Origin of the sequence: Cohnella nanjingensis (assembly GCF_014212125.1) — a bacterium.
GTDB lineage: Bacteria > Bacillota > Bacilli > Paenibacillales > Paenibacillaceae > Cohnella > Cohnella nanjingensis.
The window spans coordinates 376,376-398,010 of the sequence record NZ_JACJVP010000001.1; the positions used below are offsets into that span (position 1 = coordinate 376,376).

The 21,635-nt window shown below is 52.5% G+C and carries 22 protein-coding genes and 1 pseudogene; 3 read left to right on the forward strand and 20 right to left on the reverse strand.

Annotated elements, in window-relative coordinates; all coding sequences use genetic code 11:
• Window positions 1-147: 147 nt before the first annotated feature.
• A complete protein-coding gene (locus tag H7C19_RS01745; protein WP_185140811.1) occupies window positions 148-1,896 on the forward strand; it encodes a PQQ-dependent sugar dehydrogenase in 1,749 nt (582 codons plus the stop codon).
• Between the two features lie 164 nt (window positions 1,897-2,060).
• A complete protein-coding gene (locus tag H7C19_RS01750) occupies window positions 2,061-2,378 on the forward strand; it encodes a YmaF family protein (RefSeq protein ID WP_313731285.1) in 318 nt (105 codons plus the stop codon).
• Between the two features lie 187 nt (window positions 2,379-2,565).
• On the opposite strand, the gene H7C19_RS01755 is transcribed toward H7C19_RS01750, so the two are convergent.
• The 3 genes and pseudogenes from H7C19_RS01755 to H7C19_RS01765 form a co-directional block, all read right to left on the reverse strand.
• A complete protein-coding gene (locus tag H7C19_RS01755; protein ID WP_185140813.1) occupies window positions 2,566-3,435 on the reverse strand; it encodes an alpha/beta fold hydrolase in 870 nt (289 codons plus the stop codon).
• A gap of 152 nt (window positions 3,436-3,587) precedes the next feature.
• Window positions 3,588-4,044: pseudogene (locus H7C19_RS01760) on the reverse strand (GrpB family protein).
• 13 nt (window positions 4,045-4,057) lie between these two features.
• Complete coding sequence (locus H7C19_RS01765) at window positions 4,058-4,681, reverse strand: class I SAM-dependent methyltransferase (protein WP_185140814.1); 624 nt, start codon at window positions 4,679-4,681, stop codon at window positions 4,058-4,060.
• 211 nt (window positions 4,682-4,892) lie between these two features.
• Between H7C19_RS01765 and H7C19_RS01770 the strand changes: the two genes are divergently transcribed.
• Window positions 4,893-5,717, forward strand: a complete 825-nt coding sequence (locus H7C19_RS01770; RefSeq protein WP_185140815.1) for a helix-turn-helix domain-containing protein — start codon at window positions 4,893-4,895, stop codon at window positions 5,715-5,717.
• Here H7C19_RS01770 and H7C19_RS01775 read toward each other — a convergent pair.
• The 17 genes from H7C19_RS01775 to H7C19_RS01845 form a co-directional block, all read right to left on the reverse strand.
• The gene (locus H7C19_RS01775) at window positions 5,714-6,103 is read right to left on the reverse strand and encodes a VOC family protein (RefSeq protein WP_185140816.1); all 390 of its coding nucleotides are present in this window, start codon (window positions 6,101-6,103) and stop codon (window positions 5,714-5,716) included. The genes H7C19_RS01770 and H7C19_RS01775 overlap by 4 nt on opposite strands.
• Before the next feature lie 163 nt (window positions 6,104-6,266).
• Window positions 6,267-6,989, reverse strand: a complete 723-nt coding sequence (locus tag H7C19_RS01780) for an FAD-dependent oxidoreductase (RefSeq protein ID WP_246469239.1) — start codon at window positions 6,987-6,989, stop codon at window positions 6,267-6,269.
• Window positions 6,946-7,083: an FAD-dependent oxidoreductase gene (locus H7C19_RS34570; protein WP_246469240.1), complete on the reverse strand. Its 138-nt coding sequence runs from the start codon at window positions 7,081-7,083 to the stop codon at window positions 6,946-6,948. The genes H7C19_RS01780 and H7C19_RS34570 overlap by 44 nt, the downstream gene beginning before the upstream one ends.
• An 87-nt stretch (window positions 7,084-7,170) precedes the next feature.
• Entirely contained in the window at window positions 7,171-7,881 is a 711-nt protein-coding gene (locus tag H7C19_RS01785; protein ID WP_185140817.1) for a DUF421 domain-containing protein, read from the reverse strand.
• Between the two features lie 140 nt (window positions 7,882-8,021).
• The gene (locus tag H7C19_RS01790; protein ID WP_185140818.1) at window positions 8,022-9,446 is read right to left on the reverse strand and encodes a sulfatase family protein; all 1,425 of its coding nucleotides are present in this window, start codon (window positions 9,444-9,446) and stop codon (window positions 8,022-8,024) included.
• 20 nt (window positions 9,447-9,466) lie between these two features.
• The gene (locus H7C19_RS01795; RefSeq protein ID WP_185140819.1) at window positions 9,467-10,354 is read right to left on the reverse strand and encodes an AraC family transcriptional regulator; all 888 of its coding nucleotides are present in this window, start codon (window positions 10,352-10,354) and stop codon (window positions 9,467-9,469) included.
• A 12-nt stretch (window positions 10,355-10,366) separates the two neighbouring features.
• Entirely contained in the window at window positions 10,367-11,791 is a 1,425-nt protein-coding gene (locus H7C19_RS01800) for a sulfatase family protein (protein WP_185140820.1), read from the reverse strand.
• A gap of 14 nt (window positions 11,792-11,805) precedes the next feature.
• Window positions 11,806-12,351 (reverse strand): adenylyl-sulfate kinase, encoded by a 546-nt coding sequence (gene cysC, locus H7C19_RS01805; protein ID WP_185140821.1) that lies wholly within the window; start codon window positions 12,349-12,351, stop codon window positions 11,806-11,808.
• A gap of 14 nt (window positions 12,352-12,365) precedes the next feature.
• Window positions 12,366-13,370, reverse strand: coding sequence for a Gfo/Idh/MocA family protein (locus H7C19_RS01810; protein ID WP_185140822.1), 1,005 nt, complete (start codon window positions 13,368-13,370; stop codon window positions 12,366-12,368).
• Complete coding sequence (locus H7C19_RS01815) at window positions 13,367-14,761, reverse strand: sulfatase family protein (protein ID WP_185140823.1); 1,395 nt, start codon at window positions 14,759-14,761, stop codon at window positions 13,367-13,369. The genes H7C19_RS01810 and H7C19_RS01815 overlap by 4 nt, the downstream gene beginning before the upstream one ends.
• A gap of 33 nt (window positions 14,762-14,794) precedes the next feature.
• On the reverse strand, window positions 14,795-15,598 hold the full coding sequence (locus H7C19_RS01820) for a sugar phosphate isomerase/epimerase family protein (RefSeq protein WP_185140824.1): 804 nt from the start codon (window positions 15,596-15,598) through the stop codon (window positions 14,795-14,797).
• 59 nt (window positions 15,599-15,657) lie between these two features.
• Complete coding sequence (locus H7C19_RS01825; RefSeq protein ID WP_185140825.1) at window positions 15,658-16,764, reverse strand: Gfo/Idh/MocA family protein; 1,107 nt, start codon at window positions 16,762-16,764, stop codon at window positions 15,658-15,660.
• 257 nt (window positions 16,765-17,021) lie between these two features.
• A complete protein-coding gene (locus H7C19_RS01830; protein ID WP_185140826.1) occupies window positions 17,022-18,680 on the reverse strand; it encodes an S-layer homology domain-containing protein in 1,659 nt (552 codons plus the stop codon).
• A 94-nt stretch (window positions 18,681-18,774) separates the two neighbouring features.
• Window positions 18,775-18,915, reverse strand: a complete 141-nt coding sequence (locus H7C19_RS34125; protein WP_221468985.1) for a hypothetical protein — start codon at window positions 18,913-18,915, stop codon at window positions 18,775-18,777.
• A gap of 194 nt (window positions 18,916-19,109) precedes the next feature.
• Window positions 19,110-19,802 carry a helix-turn-helix domain-containing protein gene (locus tag H7C19_RS01835; RefSeq protein WP_221468986.1) on the reverse strand — a complete coding sequence of 231 codons (693 nt, stop codon included), beginning with the start codon at window positions 19,800-19,802 and terminating at the stop codon, window positions 19,110-19,112.
• A gap of 238 nt (window positions 19,803-20,040) precedes the next feature.
• Window positions 20,041-20,457, reverse strand: coding sequence for a VOC family protein (locus H7C19_RS01840; RefSeq protein ID WP_185140827.1), 417 nt, complete (start codon window positions 20,455-20,457; stop codon window positions 20,041-20,043).
• Window positions 20,458-20,780: 323 nt separating this feature from the next.
• A complete protein-coding gene (locus H7C19_RS01845; RefSeq protein WP_185140828.1) occupies window positions 20,781-21,596 on the reverse strand; it encodes a DUF2935 domain-containing protein in 816 nt (271 codons plus the stop codon).
• Between the last annotated feature and the right edge of the window lie 39 nt (window positions 21,597-21,635).

Here is a 21,635-nt window from a genome sequence, read left to right on the forward strand (position 1 = left end):
GAGGAATGCCTGCCTTCCGCGTTATATTGAACGCTATTATTGAATAATACTTACAAATATTGTGCAGCAAGCAGGAGGAAAGACGGATCTCGTTATTTCGTTGATCGGGATGACCGTAAAGGAACCAGGAAAGAGGAGGCAGTGGGTATGAAGGATTATATTCCGAACGGAATGGTTCAAAAACAATATCGTTGGGAGTGGGCAAATCATTTCCTCTATCAGTACCTTCAGCGGAACAATCCATTTCCAAAATTACGAGATGCGATTGCCGGTCTGCTGAATGAGCAAGAGAAGCAATTGTCATCTTTGCAGAAACTTGCCGCGTCTCAAGGGATCCGTATTCCACCGACAACCATTAAATTGGAAATCAAGAACATTCTTGGCTGCATCAAGGATCTGTATGACCGGGAATATCAATTGCTTCAGGAGTATAGGAGCTACGCGGAATATTTTTTGGCTGCCTCTTCTCGGCAGCTGGGGATCAAAAACCTTGTGGACAGTCAAATCGATCAGGTGAATATGCTTGCGGAGTTCAAACAAGCCTTCTCCGAATTGTCTCCGGAAGAGGACCGGAAGGAAAGATCTAATTACGTATTGGAAAAAGGTTATCGTTTAGAGCGCGTTGCAACGGGGTTAACTTTTCCCACCGTTATGACATTCGATTCGAACGGAATGATCTATATCGCGGAGGCAGGCTTCGCTTACGGAACCGAACCGGGAAAAGGCCGCATACTGCGGCTGGAGAAGGATGGTTCGTTAACCGAATTTGCCGGTGGCTTCGGCGGACCCGTAACGGGCATTGCTTGGCATGAGGGGCATCTATATGTCGCGGCAGGAGCCATTGGCGAAGAGCACGGATCCGGATGCGGACAAATCATACGAATATCGGAAGACGGAAAAAGAGAAACGATTGTAACCGGACTTCGAACATGTGGAGATCACTATACCGGCGATATCTTATTCGGGTCGGACGGCAAACTGTATTTCTCAGTTGGAACGGCGACCAATTCGGCTGTCGTAGGTCTTGATAATAAGCTAATTTTGAAATACCATCCGAAATTCCACGAAACCCCAGCTCGTGATTTGGTACTGGCAGGTACGAACTTTATCACACGGAATCCTTCGGCCGAACCATCGGATGTGGCGGTTACCGGCGCTTACAAACCGTATGGAACGGCAAGTCATGACGGCGAGATCGTTCGCGGTCGACTGTCGGCCAACGGTGTCGTTTATTGTTGCGATCCAGACGGATCTCATCTGCAAATCGTCGCCGACGGATTCCGGAATACGTTCGGCTTAAGATTCTCGCCGTTCAACGGGAAGTTGGTCGTGATCGATCATGGAGCAGACCCGCGAGGAAGCCGACAAATCCGGCTGGATTGGGATAAAATGTGGGAAGTGACACCAGGCGGTTGGTATGGTTTTCCGGAAATTTTCAGCGGCTTGCCCGTTACCCTTCCCCATTTTCATGCGTCAGAACAAGCGAAGCCAACCTTTATTTTGAAGGAGCATCCCCCTCTCGCCTGTCAGCCGATTGTTCGCTTTCAACCGCACAGCGCTTCGATGAAGTTCGATTTCTGTACGAATACCGATTTCGGTCATGCCGGAGAAATATTCGTCGCTCAATTCGGAGAATCCGGATTCGAGAAAACGGAAGAACTGCCTGGATACAAAGTCGTCAGGGTGAAGCCGGATACAGGTCAAATCGCAAACTTTCTTGTGAATCCACAGGGAGAGTCTGCTGCTGAAGGTCCGATTCGCCCCATTGACGTCAAATTCAGCCCCGACGGAAATGTGCTCTATGTGGTCGATCTGGGAATCTTAGGTAGCACGCATACGGGAAAGAAGCCTCAGCCTAATACGGGCGGCCTGTGGAAAATCGTTAAAGTGAAGTGACCAAGCACACAAATATCACCTTGACCATACACTATAAATTAAAGCGCGAAGGTGGCAGCAGTTCACCTCTGCCTTTCACACATTCGTTGAGGGAGATGCTTATGGATATACCAATCAAAGGTCTTCTCTATGAATCTGACGATCAAGACGGCCGTCACTCTCATATGTTGTACATTACATCATGGGATGGCAGAGCTGTTCACGAGCACTCATTCTCAGGAATCACTTCTTTTGATGTTGGTCATTCCCATGAATATGCCGGGGTTACCGCGCCAGCACCTTCAGGCGTTCCGCATGTACATGAATATCGGGCCGAAACCACTTTTAATGACGGACATACGCATTTCATCCATGGTACCACCAGTGGATGCGTCGACCTTCCGGGCGGTGGTCATTTTCACTATTTTGAAGGTTACACAACGGTTAATGGAAGACACCCGCACGCTCATGCCTATCAAGGAAGGACAGGAAATGAGCTTTAGAAAAAGTTGGCGCTCCGAATCAAAATAGGATATTTGATGATGTTCATTAAAAGACCTTTCGCTCGAATGAAGGGCTGACCGTTAAAGGGGCAATGAAGAACTTTAGGCAAGCCGGTTAAGACCGGCTTGCCTAAAGTTTTTTTGTAAGCGTCAAACCTTGCACACCTTCAATGCCTCAATGATACTTTCATGAAGCGGAAAGGAACAGCTTCACGAGAACCGCCGTGTCGTTAGGATTCTCTTCCGGGAAGAAGTGGCCACCCTTTATCGCCTGCCCTTGCACCTTCGGAGCCCATTGCCGCCATATGCCGAGCGGACCGCCGTCTTTTGCATAGTAAGTGTCAAGCCAACCGCCCTCCGCCCACAGGTGCAGCATCGGACATTCGATTTTTTTCGACGCTTCTTTGTCCGCGCGGTCGTGTTCGACATCGATCGTCGCTGCAGCTCGATATTCCTCGCAAATACCATGCACGCGGGCCGGATTGTAATAGGTCGAAACGTACTCTTGCAAGACTTCGCGGCCGAAGGAACCTTCACCGAAGGGGTTATGGAAGACGGCCTCGGGAGCACCGAGCAGATAACTCTCCGGCAGCGGTTGTTTCTGCGACAGTAAACTCCAAGGCCAGTAGGTTTGAGCGAAGCGCGCATCTGCCCGTTTCCACGCTTCCAAAATCGGAATGACGTCAAACACGGCCAGACGCTCCACATTCTTCGGATGATCCAAGGCCATACGGTAGCTGACGCGTCCTCCGCGGTCGTGACCGATCACGATGAAGGTCGGAAAGCCAAGTTTGCTCATCACCTCAACCAATTCCTTCGCCATCGCGCGCTTTGAATAAGGAAAGTGATCGTGGCTGGAGGCGGGTATCCCGCTGCGGCCGTAGGCGCGCAAGTCTACGCAAATCACTGTATGATTTTCCGCAAGCTTCGGCGCGAGGAGTCGCCACATCAGGCTTGTGCGCGGGAAGCCGTGCACCAATAGAATTGCCGGTCCTTGTCCATAACGGCGCACGAAAATGGTGTTTCCCGAGACCTCGACAAGAAAACAGTTAAACATCCTTTTACCCTCCGCTTCACTTTGTTATACCATTGAATATATTTGGTTAACTTCGCCAATTTGCATGTCCCAACAGCGATAATTTGATTTTGGAGGCTAAAAGGATCGAGACACAACTGTATTCTACGGATCCTCCGATCAGCAGTATTAGCTTAACGTTCCTTGACCATTTTGTACCATTGCAGCGCTTTTCTTTCTAGCTCTATAACAAACGCATCTTTACCGTCCATATAAGCTTCAATGTCCTTCGGGAATTGTTTTGCAAGGTTTTCTTTTCATATCTTCCTTGTTATCTACCTGGAATACATGTACCTGATGCGTTCTATTATCTCCGCCTTTTCTGAAATACCTTCTTCCTTTCATACCGAGCTCACCCATACATTCGTAACCAAGACCTGTCATTTGTTCATTAAACGAATCGATTTTTTTGATATCTTTTACGATTGGCATGATATCAATGATTGATTTGGCTTTTAACCCTGGAACAGAAGTGCTGCCTATATGATGAATGTCGATTAACTCATTCCCAAAAATGTCTTTTATTTTTTGAGATTCCTCGCTGAACTTTTGTTTCCAATTATCGTTGTATTCCGTAACCACAACATTCATTTAACTAACCTCCTCATTTCGATCGGTTTAGGGCTTTGTTTGGCGACGCCCACACCAAATGAACGGTATTAAACTTGTAGCGTTCCATATGGTGTACATGAATCGGGGACTGCTGAAAAATTTTGATCATATTACGATCCAGATGGCAGCCGACAACGCGTAGGAAAACCGGCTCGATGATCTTTTGGGTGCTGCCAATCAATCGGTTTGAACTGAGACCATGCTCCATTAACAAAATTTGACCGCCCGGCTTACACCACCTGCTAAAAGATTCCAACACGCTAACAGGATATTCGTAACCGCAAAAGGATAATGTCGAGACGATGGTATCAAATGCGTTTTCAGGAAACGAAATAGATTCAATATCGGATTGAATGAATGTGGCCCGAACATTGCTAGCCGTGGCGGACTCTTTTGCCTTGCATAACATAGCACCGCTGAAATCGACAGCAGTCACATCCACATCTTTGGGATAATAGTAAAAATTCGCTCCGGCACCAACAGCTACCTCAAGAACCTTCCCCTGTGCACTCCCTATCAATTTTTCCCGCCATTTCCGTTCCGATTGCTTCTTCCTTCTCATTTCGTAAATTTTGGATTGATTATCGAACTTGCGGATGAGTTTCTCTTTGTCCATCATACCCTCCTCATGAGCTATTCTATCTTCCTAAATCGATCCAATCATCCAATCGCTGAGGTTCGAACGATAACACTTCCGTCCCTAGTCTTTTTTTGCTTGGACAACTTCGTTGTCGGCGTGGATATTGCCCAGGAGAGCATCTTACTGTAGCTATGTTATTATATTCGTAATAATACTCCTAAACTGTTCTATACTGGAGAGAACTCTGATGCAATTGAAACTCGGCAAGCCCATTGGATTGTTAAATGTAAATAAGGAAAATTCCAAATTTTCAGTTTCCCGTTACTCACCTTCCGCCGATCTCATCCATTTCATTGAGCATTACTGGGTTGTCCGCTGGGATCTTCGGGGGCAGGAACCGCACCTTCAAGAAACCTTGCCTCATCCTTCTGTTCATCTTGTGTTTGAAAGAGACAATTCGCGAATTGTGGGCGTTTTTAAAGGGAGATTTTCTGTGCTTCTCAAGGAACAAGGAGCAGTCTTCGGCGTTAAATTCCGGCCCGGAGCTTTTTATCTCTTTCTGCATAAACCCGTTTCAACCCTAACAGACCGCATGGTGCCTTTTCAGGAAGCTTTCGGAATGAGCAGCCAAGCGTTGGAACAACGGCTTTTTGCCCAGGAAACCGCAGAACAGATGATTCCTCTTGCAGAATCTTTTATTCGGGAACGGCTCCCTGAACCAGACACCAATGTCGATTTCATTAATACCATCGTTCAAAGTATCATCTCCGATAGAAGTATCGTTAAAGTTGATGACATTTTGGCTCGCTATCAAATTCACAAAAGGCAGTTTCAAATATTATTCCGTCAGTATGTGGGGGTCAGTCCCAAATGGATCATTCAACGCTACCGACTTCACGAAGCGGTAGAAAAAATGGCCGACGGTGATATTCTCGACTGGTCAAATCTCGCTTTGGATCTCGGCTATTACGATCAAGCTCATTTCATTAAAGATTTCAAATCAATCGTAGGAAAATCCCCAGAAATCTACTCCAAATTGTTAAGTGAACTAAAGCAGGACAAAGGCAGTTAAAGCGGGTGTTTATATAGTTCGATTACATTACCATCGGGATCGCGCAAATGGGCAACCCTGGCATTCCAAGCCTGCCGATCATGAGGTTCGTTAAGGAACACCACCCCTTTATCTTTCAAACGGGCGCAAACCTCATCGACTTGATCCACTTCAAATGTGAGTAAGAATTTCGATTGTAGTTCTGTGCTGGGTGAAAGATTGTTTTCATCGATCACTTCAGCCATATTTTGACGGGAAAAAATTTCGATTTTGGTTTCGCCTGTATTAAAGGATGCGAACTGCATCTCCTCTGCGGAAAATCCCATTGGAAGCTCCATCACGTCTCTATAGAACGCTACACTTTGATGAAAATCTTTAACCAACAGTCTGGTTTGCGACAGTTTCATTGTTCCACTACCCTTCTCTACAAATTATGGTTAACCTGAAAGTACAAAGGTCTCCTTTGCCTAATTTAACAGAATCATGGAAACCGGTATTGTAAAAACACGAAAACTTCATAGGTCCATTAAACCGCTCCATTCTATAGATGTCTTAGCTTCTCAGGATTGGCTACGGAATAAATGGTCCGGATTTGATCCTTGTTGAAATCAAACGAATAGATGTATGTTGATGGGCGACGGCAGGAGGAGCGGTGAGGATGATATGTTTCGCCTCTACCCGCGTATCATCTTCGCATCTGATATGCTGAACAGCTCCATCTTGGTGCTCGATGGCAACGACTTTGCTGCTCGTCAACATCCTTACCCCATGTTTGGCTGCAATTTCTTTAAGTTCATCAATTATGGCCCCCCATCCTCGATCCAGGTACAATACGCCTTGAAGAGAATGTTGGAGTTGCTGCAATACCGGACCCGCAGCCTGAATGTCTGGAGCTACCACATAGCTTGCCGTACGCAGCAGAGCGTAGAATAAATTCCGTAACATGGGATCATGCAAATTGCCTTCAATCCAATCGCGCAGACTGATTTGATCGTAGCGATGGGTGTCCAGTTTTCCAAGTTTCGCAAGCCAAGAGGCAAGCTCTATCTTGCCTTTCCAAGATAAGAGAGGGGTGGTGAGCAGAGATTTAACGCCCATAGGCATCGTAAGCAACTTCCCCTTCCATATCCCGTACCCGTCGATCGAAGGTTGATTGCCTTGCAGACGCAGACCCAATTCACGGAACGTTGCAAGCGCATCTCCATAATATAAGGCATGCCCGCCTAAGTTAAAGAAAGCCCCATTTATCTTATTGGAAACGGCCCTGCACTCCCATGCGATCCTGTTTTTCAATCACAATCGTTTGTTTTCCCGCTTTTGCTGCATAGATTGCTGCCGTTAACCCCGCTACTCCTCCACCCACAACTGCTACATCATATTTTAGCATCGGAATCATCCCTTTCCATTTTGTACCTGTATGACGGGAAAGGGCTGCGTAATGTGACACAAATAATAAAATTGTGGAGAGCTAAAATTAGGTGATTCTTGGTTCCCGAACCACATGGACCTGTACAGTTAGCTTGCTGTCTACCGTAGCCAAGATTACGTTATTTAAGTCATGGGGTCGAATTTCCGTTTCCAGCCATGTGCGGTCCTTGCCGATCTCGCGCAGCAGCGCATGTTCCATGTGGCCTTCCGTTATGATCGGTTTGGTTAGATTGAAGGGTTGAGTGGCCAGCTTTAAGTCAGCCGGAGTTACGGGCTGATAAGCTGTATTTAGGAAAACAGATAGTTTACCGCCTGGCTCCCATGCAGCAAAGGCAACCTTCGAGATGTCCTCTACGTTCGATTTTCGCAGCTCGGTGTACAAGAATTCAATTGGCAGCTTGGCTTTCGATAGGTTCCGATAATCAAGCTTCCCGTCCAGAACAAGGGGAATCGCCGGCGGGTCAAAAAATTGTTTGAGCAGCGGGAACTTCAGGCTGAGCCAGATTGCGGCAATGTACAGAAAAACAAGCGAAAAGGTCGAAATGATGGAACCTTTTAACCCAAGATGCTCGTCTGAGAGCGGATGGGCAATAATATTGCCGAGCGTAAGCGCGATAATGAAATCAAGAAATCGAAGTTGAGAGATGGAACGCTGCCCCATCATTTTGGCGGCGATGATCAGAAATCCAAATCCTACAACGCTTCTCATAATCCATTCTATTGCCGTCAATGAATCTTGGCCTTTGAAAAAATCCACGCTCGAATTCCCTCCGCCGCAATATTTTCGACTTTTGATCCGTGAGAATAGAATCATTATTTACAACCTGGCTCCATTTAATCACGAGCGCGAACGCGCGTTCCCTTCAGATAAAAAAAGAGAGACCTTCAGGGGCTGAATCAGCCTTGAAAGTCTTTCGGTTTACACGATGATAGTTTGGCGCCGTCCAACAGTTGGTGCCGCATCCACTCGTTGGCGACGATCGCGTCGCCGTCATCGGACAATCGTTCGTAGAGACGGCGGCGCAGATCTATGACCAGATCGTTCAGTCCGGGCTCCCCCATCCGATTCACCAGTTCGCCGGGGTCGGTACGCAATTCGTACAGCTCGTCGACATCGGTTGGATTCCAGATGTACTTCCACTGCGCCGTACGTATCATCCGCTGGGTATACAGGCCGAATTGCTGTCCGTTGTACGTGGACACGACTGCGTCCCTCCACTCGTTCGGTTGACCGTCCGCCAGCAGCGGGACCAGTGAAACGCCCTGCAGATTGCCCGGATCGAAAGCCCGAAGACTGAGGACATCCAGCAGCGTAGGCGCCAAGTCAAGAAAGTTGTAGACGAACTCTTGGCGAACCTGTCCCTGCGAAGTACCCGGCAGCCGGATCAGCAGCGGCACTCGTACCACGTCGTCGTACAGAATGTAATGTTTATCCATCATCCCGTGCGAGCCGCACATGTCGCCGTGATCCGCCGTAAACACGACAATCGTGTCTCGGTCGGCGCCCAGCTGCCCAACCGCCTGCAGCACCCGGCCGATCGCATCGTCAAGCTGGCTGATGATTCCGTAATACCGGGCGACAATAGGCGCCCACTCTGCCCATCCGAAGTCTTCGACACCCCAGCTCAGCAGCTGCTGCCGCTGGATATAGGGCTTGTTCCGGAACGTCTCCCGAAAGCCCTCCCATTCCGGAATTTCGGCTGGATCGTACATGCCTGCGTAAGGATCCGACGGACGGCAGGGCAGGTGCGGCTGGGAGAAGTGAAGCGCCATATGCCAGGGCCGGCCGTCCTCTTGCAGTCGGCCCAGCGTCTCGATCGCCCGAGCGGCGAACCAATGCGTCTCCGAATCCTCCAGCGGAACTGTATTGCGCTCGCCAAAGTAGCCGTTCGCGATCGCGACGCCTGGATACCGCTCGGCCGCGAACGACTCGTAATCTTTCTCCGAAACGTACGATTCGTAGCCGTATTCAGTCGGACCGTGTTCGGGGTTGACGCCCCATTTGCCCAGATACGCCATGGCATACCCGTTATTCGCGAGCGTTCGCGTCCAGGCGTAATCGTTCGGGGATAAAGCGGCAATCGGGAGGGCGCCGCTGTAATTCCATAGAGCGCCGAACGTCTCCGGCCTCCTGCCATGCAGGAGCGATTGTCTGGATGGCGCGCATACCGGAAGCACCGAGTAGGCATGCTCGAACGCGGTGCTCGTCGCCGCCAGCGAATCCAGATTCGGCGTCCGCACGGGGTAGGCCCCGCTGTAGCCGACACAATCGTGCCTCAACTGATCGGCCGTGATCAGCAGCAAGTTGGGCCGCTTGCTCATGACGCCCACTTCCTTCTTCGTCAGACGTGCGTCCCGCTCCGGTATTCGCGGGGAGAACAACCGGTGTAGCGTAAGAATAGCCGGCTGAAGAACGACGGATCGTCATAGCCGACCATAGTCGCCACGGCGATGACCTTCTCGTCCGACTCCAGCAGCATGCGCTTTGCCCGTTCGATCCGAATATCGTGCAGCAGATCGAATACGCTTTTGCCGAATTCCTCGCGCACCAGACGGTTTAGCTGTCGCGTGCTTACGTTGAAGAGGCCGGACAGCGATTGCAGCGTAATTTTCTTGTCGTAATTGCGTTCCAAATACCCGTAGATTCGCCTCGCGGTCAATACGCGATCCATCTGACGCGGGGTCGGATGACTGCGGTGGCTCTGCATATTCGCGTAATACCGGGACAGCAGCACAAGCAGCTCTATCATCTGGAGGCGAATCAGCGTCGTGTGTCCGAGACCGCGGCTGCCAAGCTCCCGGATCATGCTTTCCAGCAGCGTTAGGACGGTTGACGCGTCCTGACCGAGAAGATTCAAGTGATGATTGAACCGAACATCGTGCTTCAGGAAAGGATGGACATAGAAGTAATCCATCGACGTCGTAATTTCGAGTTCGCTGAGCAGGGCGTCGAGAATGAAGGACGGCATAAACAGGCAGTTGATGATTTCCATGCGGCAGCCGGGCTCGACGAAATAGGCATGCGTTTCCCCGGGATTGATGATGAATACATCGCCGGCATGAATGTTGTAATCGGACCCATGGAAGATGTGGACGCCCTTTCCGCGCACGACGTACACCAGCTCGACGAATTCGTGGCCGTGCTCGGGGATAGAACCCTGCTCCGTTCGGCTGATCCAGAAAGGAAATTCGTCTTTCATGAAGCGGTTGCTGCCCAGAATTTCCTTCATCCCTGTTCCCCCCTAGCTTCGTTGAAGACTGCCTGCGGCCGAATCGAACCTTTCGCGCCGGGGATCGCGGCACCAGTCGTCCCAAGTCATGCCCGCGGAAGCGAGGATCTGTTCGATCCGCTTGCGGAACGGCAGTCCGGCTTCCCTCAGCTGCCGTTCCTTCGGATCCTCCCTGCCGTTCAGCTTGGAAGCTACCCACGCGTCCAGCTGCCTCTCCAATCGGTCGGCCAGCTCGGGCTCCGTCTGTGCGAGGTTGACGGTCTCCCCTGGGTCGGCGTCCAGGTCGTACAGCTCGGTCGGCGGCCGGGTGAACGGACCGGAATCATAGGTACGGATGAACTTGTACCGGTCCGTCCGGATGCCTCGGGCCGCCTGCCAGGCGCATTCGCTCAAATAGACGCAATCGTGCGTCCCATCCGCCGTCCCATCGATGGACGGCCATAGGCTTCGACCGTCCATGCCGGCCGGTTCCGCTAGCTTGGCAGCGTCGATGCCGGGCATGGCCTCCCGACGGACGGCTTCCAGAATGGTCGGCATCATATCGACCTGCTGGACAAAGCCCGAAACGCGCCGTCCTGCGGGAATGCGTCCCGGCCAGCGCATCATCATAGGCACGTGAACGGTCGGCTCGTACAAGCCGCAGTGATCCCAATAAATGTCATGCTCCGTCAGGCTTTCCCCATGGTCGCCGAACAGAACCAGCAACGTTTCTTCCTGAATACCTAATTTCTCCAAATGCGCGTCCAGTTCCTGTAACCGGTCGTCCAAATACCGAATTTCCGCGTCGTATAGCGCGTCGTAATACGCGCTATCCGTGACGGGCCCGACCAGATCGTAGTGATGGTGCTTGAAGAAAGGATAGGCGGGATGGTTATAGGCGGCCTCCATACTGTCGTTCGCGGGATCGTATGGATCCCGCCCCGGTTCGTAGAATGCCGGAATATACGATGCCGGCGGCAGATACGGCGTGTGGGCATCCCAATAATGAAGGAACAGGAAGAACGATGCATCCTTGTGCTGCTCGATCCACGGCATGGCCAGCTCGTTGACGGTACGGCCGTCGATCCAGCGGTTGCCGCCCACGCTGTTCATATAGGTGTTGTACCCGCGCGCGAACCATTCCTTCAGCTGATACAGATTGTCGACGGCCGACGTGGTGAAGCCGGCAGAGCGGAGCAGGGTCGGAAGCCAGGGCACGGATTTCGGAAGTTGAGTCAACTCCGAGCCGTGCGAGACGACGCCGGTAGTCAGTCCGATTTTGCCCGTAAAAACCCCGGTATGCGCAACCTCGGTCGGAATATCGGCGGCGTACGCGCGCTCGAAGAGTACGCCCTGTCCGGCGATCCGGTCCAAATGCGGACTCGTCGGCTTCGCGTATCCATACCCGCCTAACCGGGATGCGCGAAGCGTATCGAGCGAGATCAGGATGATCTTCATGGGATCGTGTCCTCCTAAGGCGCCGCGTTCATGAGCTGTGATTGGCCTTGCAGCCAGGATAGAACGGTCTCGCAGTTCCGCTGGATCGTGAAGCCGGACGTACAGATCGTTATATCAGGATGTTCGGGCTCCTCGAACGGATCGGATATACCGGTGAAGTGCGCCAACTCGCCCCGTCTAGCCTTCGCATAGAGACCTTTGACGTCCCGTCGCTCGCATTCGCCTAGCGGACATTGCACGTATATTTCCACGAATGTGGGGAGGTGGCTCCGCGCATAGTCCCTCATCTCCCGGTAAGGCGTAATGGCGGAGACAAGCACATCTACGCCGTTGCGCGACAGCAGCTTGGCGACGTATACAATCCGCTTGATATTCTCGATCCGCTCCTCCCTGCTGAAACCGAGGCCTTTACAGATCGTCTCCCGCAGATCGTCGCCGTCCAGCATCTCGACACGACGGCCGGCATCCATGAGCGCGGTGGCGACTTGGCGGGCAGTTGTCGTCTTGCCGGCTCCCGATAATCCCGTAAACCATAGTACCGATCCTCGTTGTCTGTCCATTTCGACCTCCTGCCTTATCCGTGCGTCGTCACGTCGACGGGTATCCCGTTCTCCCGGTGCGACCGGATCGCGGCTTCTATAACTTCCTGCGCGGCAAGCGCATCGGCCCCGGAAGCCTCGATAAGCGCCGGCGCGTCGCCTGACTTGATCTGTGCGATGAAGCGGTTGATCCGGTGCGCAAACGTATCGTCGAAGCCCTGCATCCCTCCGAACAGCGGATTGCGGACGACGGTCAGTTCGTCGGACTTGTGCGGATAATAGGTCATGCTCTCGTATACGTTGTCAATGATGAGTCGGCCTTCGGTGCCGGCCGCTTCGCAATATTCGATCGGATGGCGCATCGACATATCGTAGCTGCCGGTCAGATGACCGACGGCGCCGGACGCAAACTGCATATTGATGGAAACGGTAGACCAGGACCGCCTTCCCGGAGCCTTCGTCATAAAAGCCTGCACCCGCTTCACATCGCCGGCAAAATAGCGCATGACATCGATGGAATGGGGATGCAGCGCTCGCATGTGAAGCCACTCCGTATCCTCCTGCGGGTTCTGGATCGTGAGCCGCATGTTAAGGAACAGCATCGAGCCGAGTTTGCCCTGCTCCACAAGCTCCTTCGCCTTATACGCGGCAGGCGTGAACCTGTGATTCAGGTTGCAGGCCAGCCGAACTCCCTTCTCGCGTGCAGCGGCCACCATGCGTCGGGCTTCTTCCACCGAATTGGAGATCGGCTTCTCCACGTGAACGTCCTTGCCCGCATCGATCGCGATCATGGCCGGCTCGAAGTGGTGGCTGCCCTTCTCGATGCCTGCCGTCGCCACGGCCACCAAATCGACCCGCTCCCTGTCGAGCAGCTCGCGAAGGTCGGTATACGCGGGGACGCCATGCTCGCGTCCCGCCGCCTCCGCACGCTCCGGCATCAGATCGCAGACGGCCGCAAGCTCGGTGTCCGGATGACGCTTGTAGGCGTTGCAGTGGATTTTCCCGATGTGATTGACGCCGACAACCGCGACCCGGATCATTTCGAACCCGCCTTCTCCTTTGCCTGAAGCGAACGGGCATTGACGATGCTGCCGATATGCAGGGAATCGTACGCCTCTTGCGAGGAGGCGAAAGTTAGGTCTTTGCCGTGCCAGTTCAGGTTCGTATAGATCGGATTGGTGCGTCCCACCTGACTTTCCCGCTTGGCGATGTAGGCTTCCATCCGGCTCGTGAGCAGCTCCACGATGTCCGGCTCGGATTCCGCCAGATTGACGTTCTCCTCGGGATCCCGGATCAGGTTGTACAGTTCCAACTCCGGCTTGAAGTGGAAGTCCGGCTCCAGCGCGCGGATCAGCTTCCACTCCGGCGTCCGCCAGCCGTGCTTGCGCATCCACGTGCATTCCGTCATATAGAACTCGCTGATCCTCTCCGTCTCTTTGCCTGCAATCAGGTTCGTCAGACTGCGCCCGTCGAACGCGGCGCCGCTCTCGATACCCAGCAGCTCAAGTACCGTCGGCATGATATCCGAGATGACCGTTACGTCCTCAATCCGTTTGCCGGCGGGCACGCGGCCCGGGAACCTGAGAATGAGCGGCACGACAAGCGTACAGTCGTACAGACCGTGATGGTCGAAGTAGCATTCGTGCTCGTAGAGCGTCTCTCCATGATCCGAGGTGATGACGACTAGCGTCTCCTCTTCGATCCCCAACGCGCTCAGCTTCGCAAATATCGCCTGGATACACGCGTCCATGTACGCGATCGCGCCGTCATACTGCGCGGTAACGTATTCCTGGTCCGTCACGCCCTCGGGTATCCACGACTTCAGGAAATCGGCGAACGGTTTGAAGCCGTATACGGGCTCCATGGAATCGTTGGCGGGATCCGTCTCGTCGTCGCCGTAGAAAATCCGTTCGTACGGCGCTGGAGGCAAATACGGCGAATGCGGGTCCATATGGCGCAGGAACAGGAAGAACGGTTTGTCTTCCGCGGCCAGCCGCGCAAGCTCCGGCACGGCGACGTCGTTGAGGTTCTGCGCCTTCGGAGTGCGGCCCGTCTCGTCCGGCATCCAGGATTCATAATCCAGATAAGTCTGGAATCCGCGGGACGACGGATTGCCGGTGAAGCCGATGCACGTCGTGTTGTAGCCGCTCTCCTCCAGCGTCTCCGCCAGGGTGCGGACATGGCCGCCGAGCGGACCTTGATGGCGGAGGGCGACAACATCGGTACCGAAGACGTCCATGCCGGTCAGCATGGAGGCGTATGCGGGCGTCGTCGGAATGCTGGGACTGAAATGCTTCTCGAACAGCACGCCTTCGGAAGCGATCCTGTCGAGGTGGGGCGTCGTGAGACGAGTGTAGCCGTAACTGCTCATATGGTCGCGGCGCAGGCTGTCGATGCCGAAAATAATGACGTTCGGTTTCTTGTCTGCCATGTGAAGGTCCCTCCCATTTAATTTTGGCACTGTTTATCTTGCGTTCAATTGCTTGAGAATGGCGTTAAGGTATCCGTACGATTCGGCCGCTACGATGGATACCTGCGCAAGCGAATGCTCCGGCGCGGCTCCGATCACTTCCAAGACGACGGGACCGTCGTACTTGCCGTCGACCATCGCTCGGCAGTAGCCGAACAGGTCGATGTCTCCGCGTCCGCAGGCCTGCTGCTCGATCGGTCCCGGTCCCTGCTCGCGCCCCTTGCAATCGCGGATATGAACGTGCTTCACGCGGCTAAGCACGGCGGGGAGCGCCTGCTCGGCATTTTCCCCGGCACGGTGAATATGGCTGGGATCCATGTCGATCCCGAAGGACGGCGAGGAGATCGCTGCCATCGCGCGCAGCGTCGTCGGCGTGTCGTGGATGGCATTGCCGACATGCGCCTTGACGCAGAGCGTGACGCCGAATGAAGCCGCCTTCTCCGCCATGCGTGCCAGCTCGTCGATCGAGGCCCTCAGGTCCTCCTCTACGCCCAGTTTGCCGCCGGGACCGACGTTGACGATCGGAATGCCGATCTCGGCAGCGGCTTCGAATGCAGGCAGCAGCCGCTCCTCCTTCAGCGAAGCCACTTCGGTAGACAGGAACGACAACCCGTGTTCCTGCACAATCGCCTGCAGCTCGCCTTTCTGCTCCTTCCAGCGGCTCAGGTCCAGATGCTCGCACATGCCCTGGATCGCGGCGATCTCCACGCCGTCGTAACCGGCGAGCGCGATATGCTTCGCCGCCTCGGCAAAATCAAACTGCTTGAACAAGACCGAATTCACGCCTAACTTGATCATAGGAAAGCTCCTCCTTGAATGAGGGGATTTAAGCGGCCAGGAAGACTAGACTGCGTGATCTACTTCATGAAAAGCGGGTCTCCGTGAAGCGGCGGCAGCGGATGCGGCCGAACGACTTCGCCTCCCCGTTCGTACGACTCCTGTACGGCGTGCACGTATTCCAGCACGGCTAGCGCGTCCCGTCCGCTGGCGCGGAGCTGATCCTGGGACACCTTGTTGTCGACGTCCTCCAGAAAAGCGTGCAGCCGATTGTTGAACGTCCGGTTGAAATCGTTTGTTCCGAAGTCGGTCACTTCCGGCTCCGGCTGAACGCTGATCGGGGCGATCCCCTTCTCCGCCTTCCAGAACGACACCTTCTCCACGCAATTCTCGATGCAAAACGTGCCTTTCGAACCCGCGACCTCCAGGCTCCACCAGCCGCCGAGGCCGTATACGGCGTCCCCGCGTTGGCTCAGAAGGTAGCCTACGCCGCCATTGGCGAACTTGACGTGAATACTGTTGATCGAGACCATGACGTCGCCGGCGCTGCGGCGGAAGCCCGGACGGTCGGAGAACGTCTGGATATGCGTGATGTCCCCGCAGAAGTGGCGCATGACGCTGAACGGATGCGTCAGGAAGGCCCGCATGTGGAAGTACGGGTGACCTTTGATCTTCGGCGAGCCAGCCGGACCGTAGTTCGTCTCCCCGCCGTTGAATCCCATCTTCGCCAGGCAGTAGACCAGCTCGCCGATCTCGCCGCTATCCATATACTGCTTTGCCTTCTCTGCGGGAGGCGTGAAGTAATGGTTGAGATTGCAGCCGAGGTACACCTTCCTCTTCTCGGCATAGGTGACAAGCTCGCGCCCTTCGCGTACGTCGTTGCAAAGCGGCTTTTCGACGAGCACGTGCTTGCCGTACGAGATGGCTTCCATCGCAGGCTCGAAGTGCCAGCTCCCATTATCGATCCCGCCGGTCGCGACGTCGACGATCTGAAGATCCGGCTCGTTCTCGATCATGTCCTTGAGACTGCAATACGCCTTGACGCCAAGCCTCTCCGCCGCCGCGTCCGCGCGTTCCTTGACGACGTCGCATACCGCGACGACATCGGCGAGTTCGTCTTCCTTGTAACAGTTCGCGTGGTTGTTGCCGATCCCGTTCATGCCTACGATTCCGATCTTGACAGTCATAACCAGCATCCTTTCGTTTATCGATTCCTGTCTCCATCATAGTCAATGAAGAAAGCGGATTCATGGCGGATCGGGACAGAAACCAATGCGATCGGGACCGAATTCCGGAACCCTATTTTCTGCTGTCATAGTCCGTTGGATATGGGTTTCATCCGACAATAAGAAAGAAGCCCGCGATTTCCGCGGACTTCTCTCGGACACTGTTCCATAAAAAGAAAAATCCGCGATATTCGCGGATCCGATACGCATGAAGCGCGTCATATCATTTTCAACATCCGAACGATAGCAGACGCGGCTTCCGCACGGGTGGTTATCGCCTGCGGCATAAATTTGCCATCCGGGAGTCCGCCGACAATAATGATGCCGGTCTCTTCGGCTTTGGAAACGGAAGGTTTCGCCCATTTCGGAATGTCTCCGTCGTCCGTGAGGCTAGTCGGCTTGTCGTTCAAGGGGAGCTTGGATGCGCTGATTACCATGACGATCATTTCCGCATGGGTGATGTTATGATTAGGCCGAATCGACTTGTCCGAGTACCCGTGGATAATGTCGAGCTTATATGCCTGCTGCAGCGCCGGCAGCGCCCATGCCCCGACTTCGTTTTTGTCCGTGAAAGGAAGCGGCTTCCCTTCGTCGGCTGGCTTCAAGCCTCTAATGATCATGTTCGCAAACTCGGCGCGAGTCACTTTCTCATCAGGTCGGAACGTTCCGTCCGGATAACCGAATACGACGCCTAAAGCTACCGCTTCCTCAATCTCTGCGCTTGCTGGATTTCCCGCGATATCCGTAAATTTAGGCGTCATCGGTGACGGGGGTTCCTTGTCTGAAGGTTCCGGAGTCCCGATTACGGTAACGACGCAAGCATCGGTAAACCCGCCGCTCACGGACTTTACTTTTAGGATTGCCGAACCCTGCGATCTGCCCGTTACTTTGCCGGCGCTGTCCACTTCCGCGATTTCGGGTTGAATGCTCCAAGTCACTTCCCTATTCGCCGCATTCGAAGGGATGACGTCTGCTGTCAACGTCTGAGTCTCCCCGATATTTAATGTGATTGCATTGGCATTCAGTTTCACGCCGCTCACGGCCACTTTATTGAGATCGCCAAGATAAAGGTTAAAATCCACGAGATATTTGCTTACTTTACTGTCGATGGGATTCGTTTGGATGATGGGAATGTTCGTTATTTTATCGATAATTTTAGGGGGCACTTTGGTTTTAACGCTCAAAAATACGTCTTCCGTACCATAATCGGGGCCATACCGGTCGATAACCATGGACAACTTGTAAATATAGACCGAACTCTTGTTCGGATCGGTCTGATCGTCGACGTAACTGAGCGGGCCGATATGATCCGTCGTGTTGTTTTTATAAAACGTTTTGGTTCCATCGGGCCCATAGCGGGTAATGATATAATTCGTTTCCATGTTTGAATTATCGTTCCACGCGAGCGTTACCTTTCCGTCTTCGTTCGGGGTCGCGATCGCATCCGTTATGGATGCAGGTTGAAGAATTTTGTAGGGACCGATAATCTTTTCCGAGTAGCTCTTGGATCCAATGATCGGGTCGAAGTAGGAACTGAGACGGAACTTGGCGGAGACCAGACGCGGGTCAATGGGCATGTTGATGAACGGAGTCCAGAACCGCTTCCCGGAATCGCCGTAAAGCGTGACCCATGTAGCCCCGTTGTCGGTCGAATACTCCAGCTTCCGGTTCTCGAAGCTCGTTGTTCCCGCCTTATCGGTATCGAAATAAATGTTATACGTTTTACCCGCTACCAGGTAGGTTGCATCGGCGTTGGTCATCGGATCGATAATCCCGAAGCGATTAATTTGCACGGCTTCCGATCGCTGCGTCGTAAATAGAACAACCACTGGAAATAAAGCGACCATAAGCAATAAAGTTTTGGCGAATTTGTTCATGAAAATACGCTTCAGAAAAAGTCCCCCTTCGGCCCCATTAACATGCAGATCCATTCGAGCCGGCATCACGCTAACGCGCCAATATCCAATGACGTTACAGCTTCCGGTAGACGATAACGACCAAGGCGTCGCCGGGAGACTCGTACGACTTTTCTACGGTCAGATTAAACGCCCATATCGCAGTCTGCCCGATAAAATAGAAGGTTCCGCTGGCTCGGCCAAAAGTGGATGGCAAGCGGAGGTTGGGGAGCATCGGTTACGGGATGAATGATTCCCGGATCTATCGAGGGAGGTTGGACGATTAGAGGATCTTTGAGAATCCAATCAGGAGAAGCGGCTTGTACGGGGACGGGAAGAATACTGGCGATCGAGCAAACCGAGGGAAACGCGAGGAAGGCGCCCTTTCGTCCGATTGCACGCATCTTGCCTCTATCCTTTCTCCACAAGCTTGTTGCCGTGAATGCCGAGCAGATGATAGGATTGTTCGATCAGAAGCTGCCGATCCGGTTCGAATAAGCAATTTTTTCGATCGAAGATTCCGCTTCGCCTCCCTTGGCGATCGAACTGATTCTGCATGAGCTTACTGTTGCAGAGAACGACGACTTTCTCGCAATAAGGCACCGCCCAATGCTGAAGATTCTCCCACCGATCCATGACGTCCGGTCGGTTGACGAAGGGCTGACCGTCCGCCAACATGTCACGGAAATCGATCAGCAGCTTGACTTTTCCCTCCCGGGATAAGCGCAGACAGGCTTTCTTGAGCGTACTTCCAATATCCGATAGTTCCCGGACGGTAATGCCGCCTTTGATCTGCCAAGCGAGTACCCGCTGTTCTTCGTCCGATTCGTACGCGAATTTTTCGGATAGAGGATTGAGGTACGTTCGCTTCAGGGAGGCAGGGGCGATCGGAAACCGTTCATCTTCGAAAAAATAAGCGAGGTTGACGTCGAACGCGTTGCAGATCGCCACGATATTAAGAAACGCGATGTTGCGTTCCCCGCGTTCCACGCTTCCAATGTAAGAACGATCCAATCCGCTGCGGAGAGCGAGCATTTCTTGCGTCATGCCGGAACGGTTGCGAAGCTCCTTCACCCGTCTTCCGAAGTCGCCCAAGATATCCACGCCGATCCCTCCGATCGCTTCTCCGTTTCATTTTAATCTATGCCGTTTTTAAAAGTCGACGGACTTTAAGTATCAATTCTGGTTAAACGATTTCATGACAGAGATTGCTGCGTAAGCGTCGTCGTAAATCCGGAATCGAGCGACAGCTGCATCAAGATATTCTGATAACCGAAAATCCGGTATTCAAAAAGGCTAAGCGATTGTTTCGCTTAGCCTTTAAACATAGTCGGGTACGTTCTTACGCCTGAGACATAGCGCTCATGTCCATATAGGCAATTTCCCACAGATGCCCGTCCAGGTCCTCGAAGCTTCTGACGTACATGAAGCCATGGTCCGCCGGTTCTTTGAACTGCTTGCCTCCCGCGGTCAACGCCTTGTCCGCCAGTTCATCCACGTGCTCCCTGCTGTCGGCGGAGAGCGCGATAATCCCTCCGGCGGCGCTGGCGACATCGGCCACAGGCTTGTCGACGAACGTCCGGAAGTACGATTCCGCGAGCATCTGAACGAACGTATTGTCGTTAATCACCATGCAGGCCGATTTGTCGTCGGAGAATTGGGGGTTGAACTCGAAACCGATGCTGCTGAAAAATTCCTTCGTCCTGTTCAAATCTTTCACCGGCAAGTTTACGTACACATGGTTCGCTTTGTAAGCCATCGATTGGGTCTCCTCATCCTATTTTTTTGAGTGCAGCCGACACGTCTCAACTGCATGACTTTAATATACCCGACATGGAATATACTTGTCAATGCATATTATAATCGCACCCTCTTGCAGTGCCCCGCCGCAGCTGCGCTGAAGCCTTGGCATTGTCCGTTACCAACCTTCCCGCCGGGGACGGCGTATTTCCAGGCCATCGGGCCCTGCCCCAGGGTTGGAAAACAATATGTATCGAGAAAACAAAAATCCGCTATTTAAGCGGATTATCGGAATAATCCACGGAGGTTTTCCACGGCGGACAGCCCCGTAGTTTGTATTCACTAAAAATGATTCGAAGCTTGGATAGGTTTGCCTGACAAACTGTTTTCGAACATATCTATGATTACCAAGAAGTGTTCTGCTTCGCGGAACACATGATCCGCCAATAACGGATGAATAATGCTTTTAATTTTGCACGCTTCGATTAATTCACGAGCCGTTTTCTTGAAATCGCGAAGCGATTTTACGGATACTCTATTCTGATCCAAAAATTGGCCTAGTAACGGTTTCGTTTGCGATTGCGGTCGCATTGAATCTAAGTCCTTCGCTTGGAACAATAACTGGTCGAATTCTTGACTGAAGTTATTAGCTTGTTCTACTAGCTTCCGTTCTGATGGATCAAGCAAATGACTAATAAATTTAGCATGGTCAGCCATGATTCTTAGGAAAAATACATTCTCGTCAATGATGGCATCGGGTAATGGCTCTAATGTGCCCAGATTCAACTCTGTCAATCGATTTCTGAAATAGTTTGCCTCCCTGCTCACATGATCAACCAGTAAGGGGAAATTATTGGCGCCGGGAAGCTGGCATGTGAGTATCAACCCAAGTACTTTTCTCTTGAAGGCCCATATATAGGACACCGCGTTATGGACTTCTTGATTGAATCTTTTGATCACGGCTGGGTCAGTTCCAAACGTATAGGCGTTAGCTCTATTCTCGATATTCTCAAAGATCGAATAAAATTGATTAGCCTCATTAATCAATTGCGTATCATCACATCGAAAACCCAACCGAAGAAACAATGAGTGCTCCTTCATGATCCTCGACCAAAATCTTATTTCTTCTAACGAACGTGCGACAAAAGCATCTGACAATGGCAACTCCTCCCTTAGTGTCTTCTACTGTTGATACCG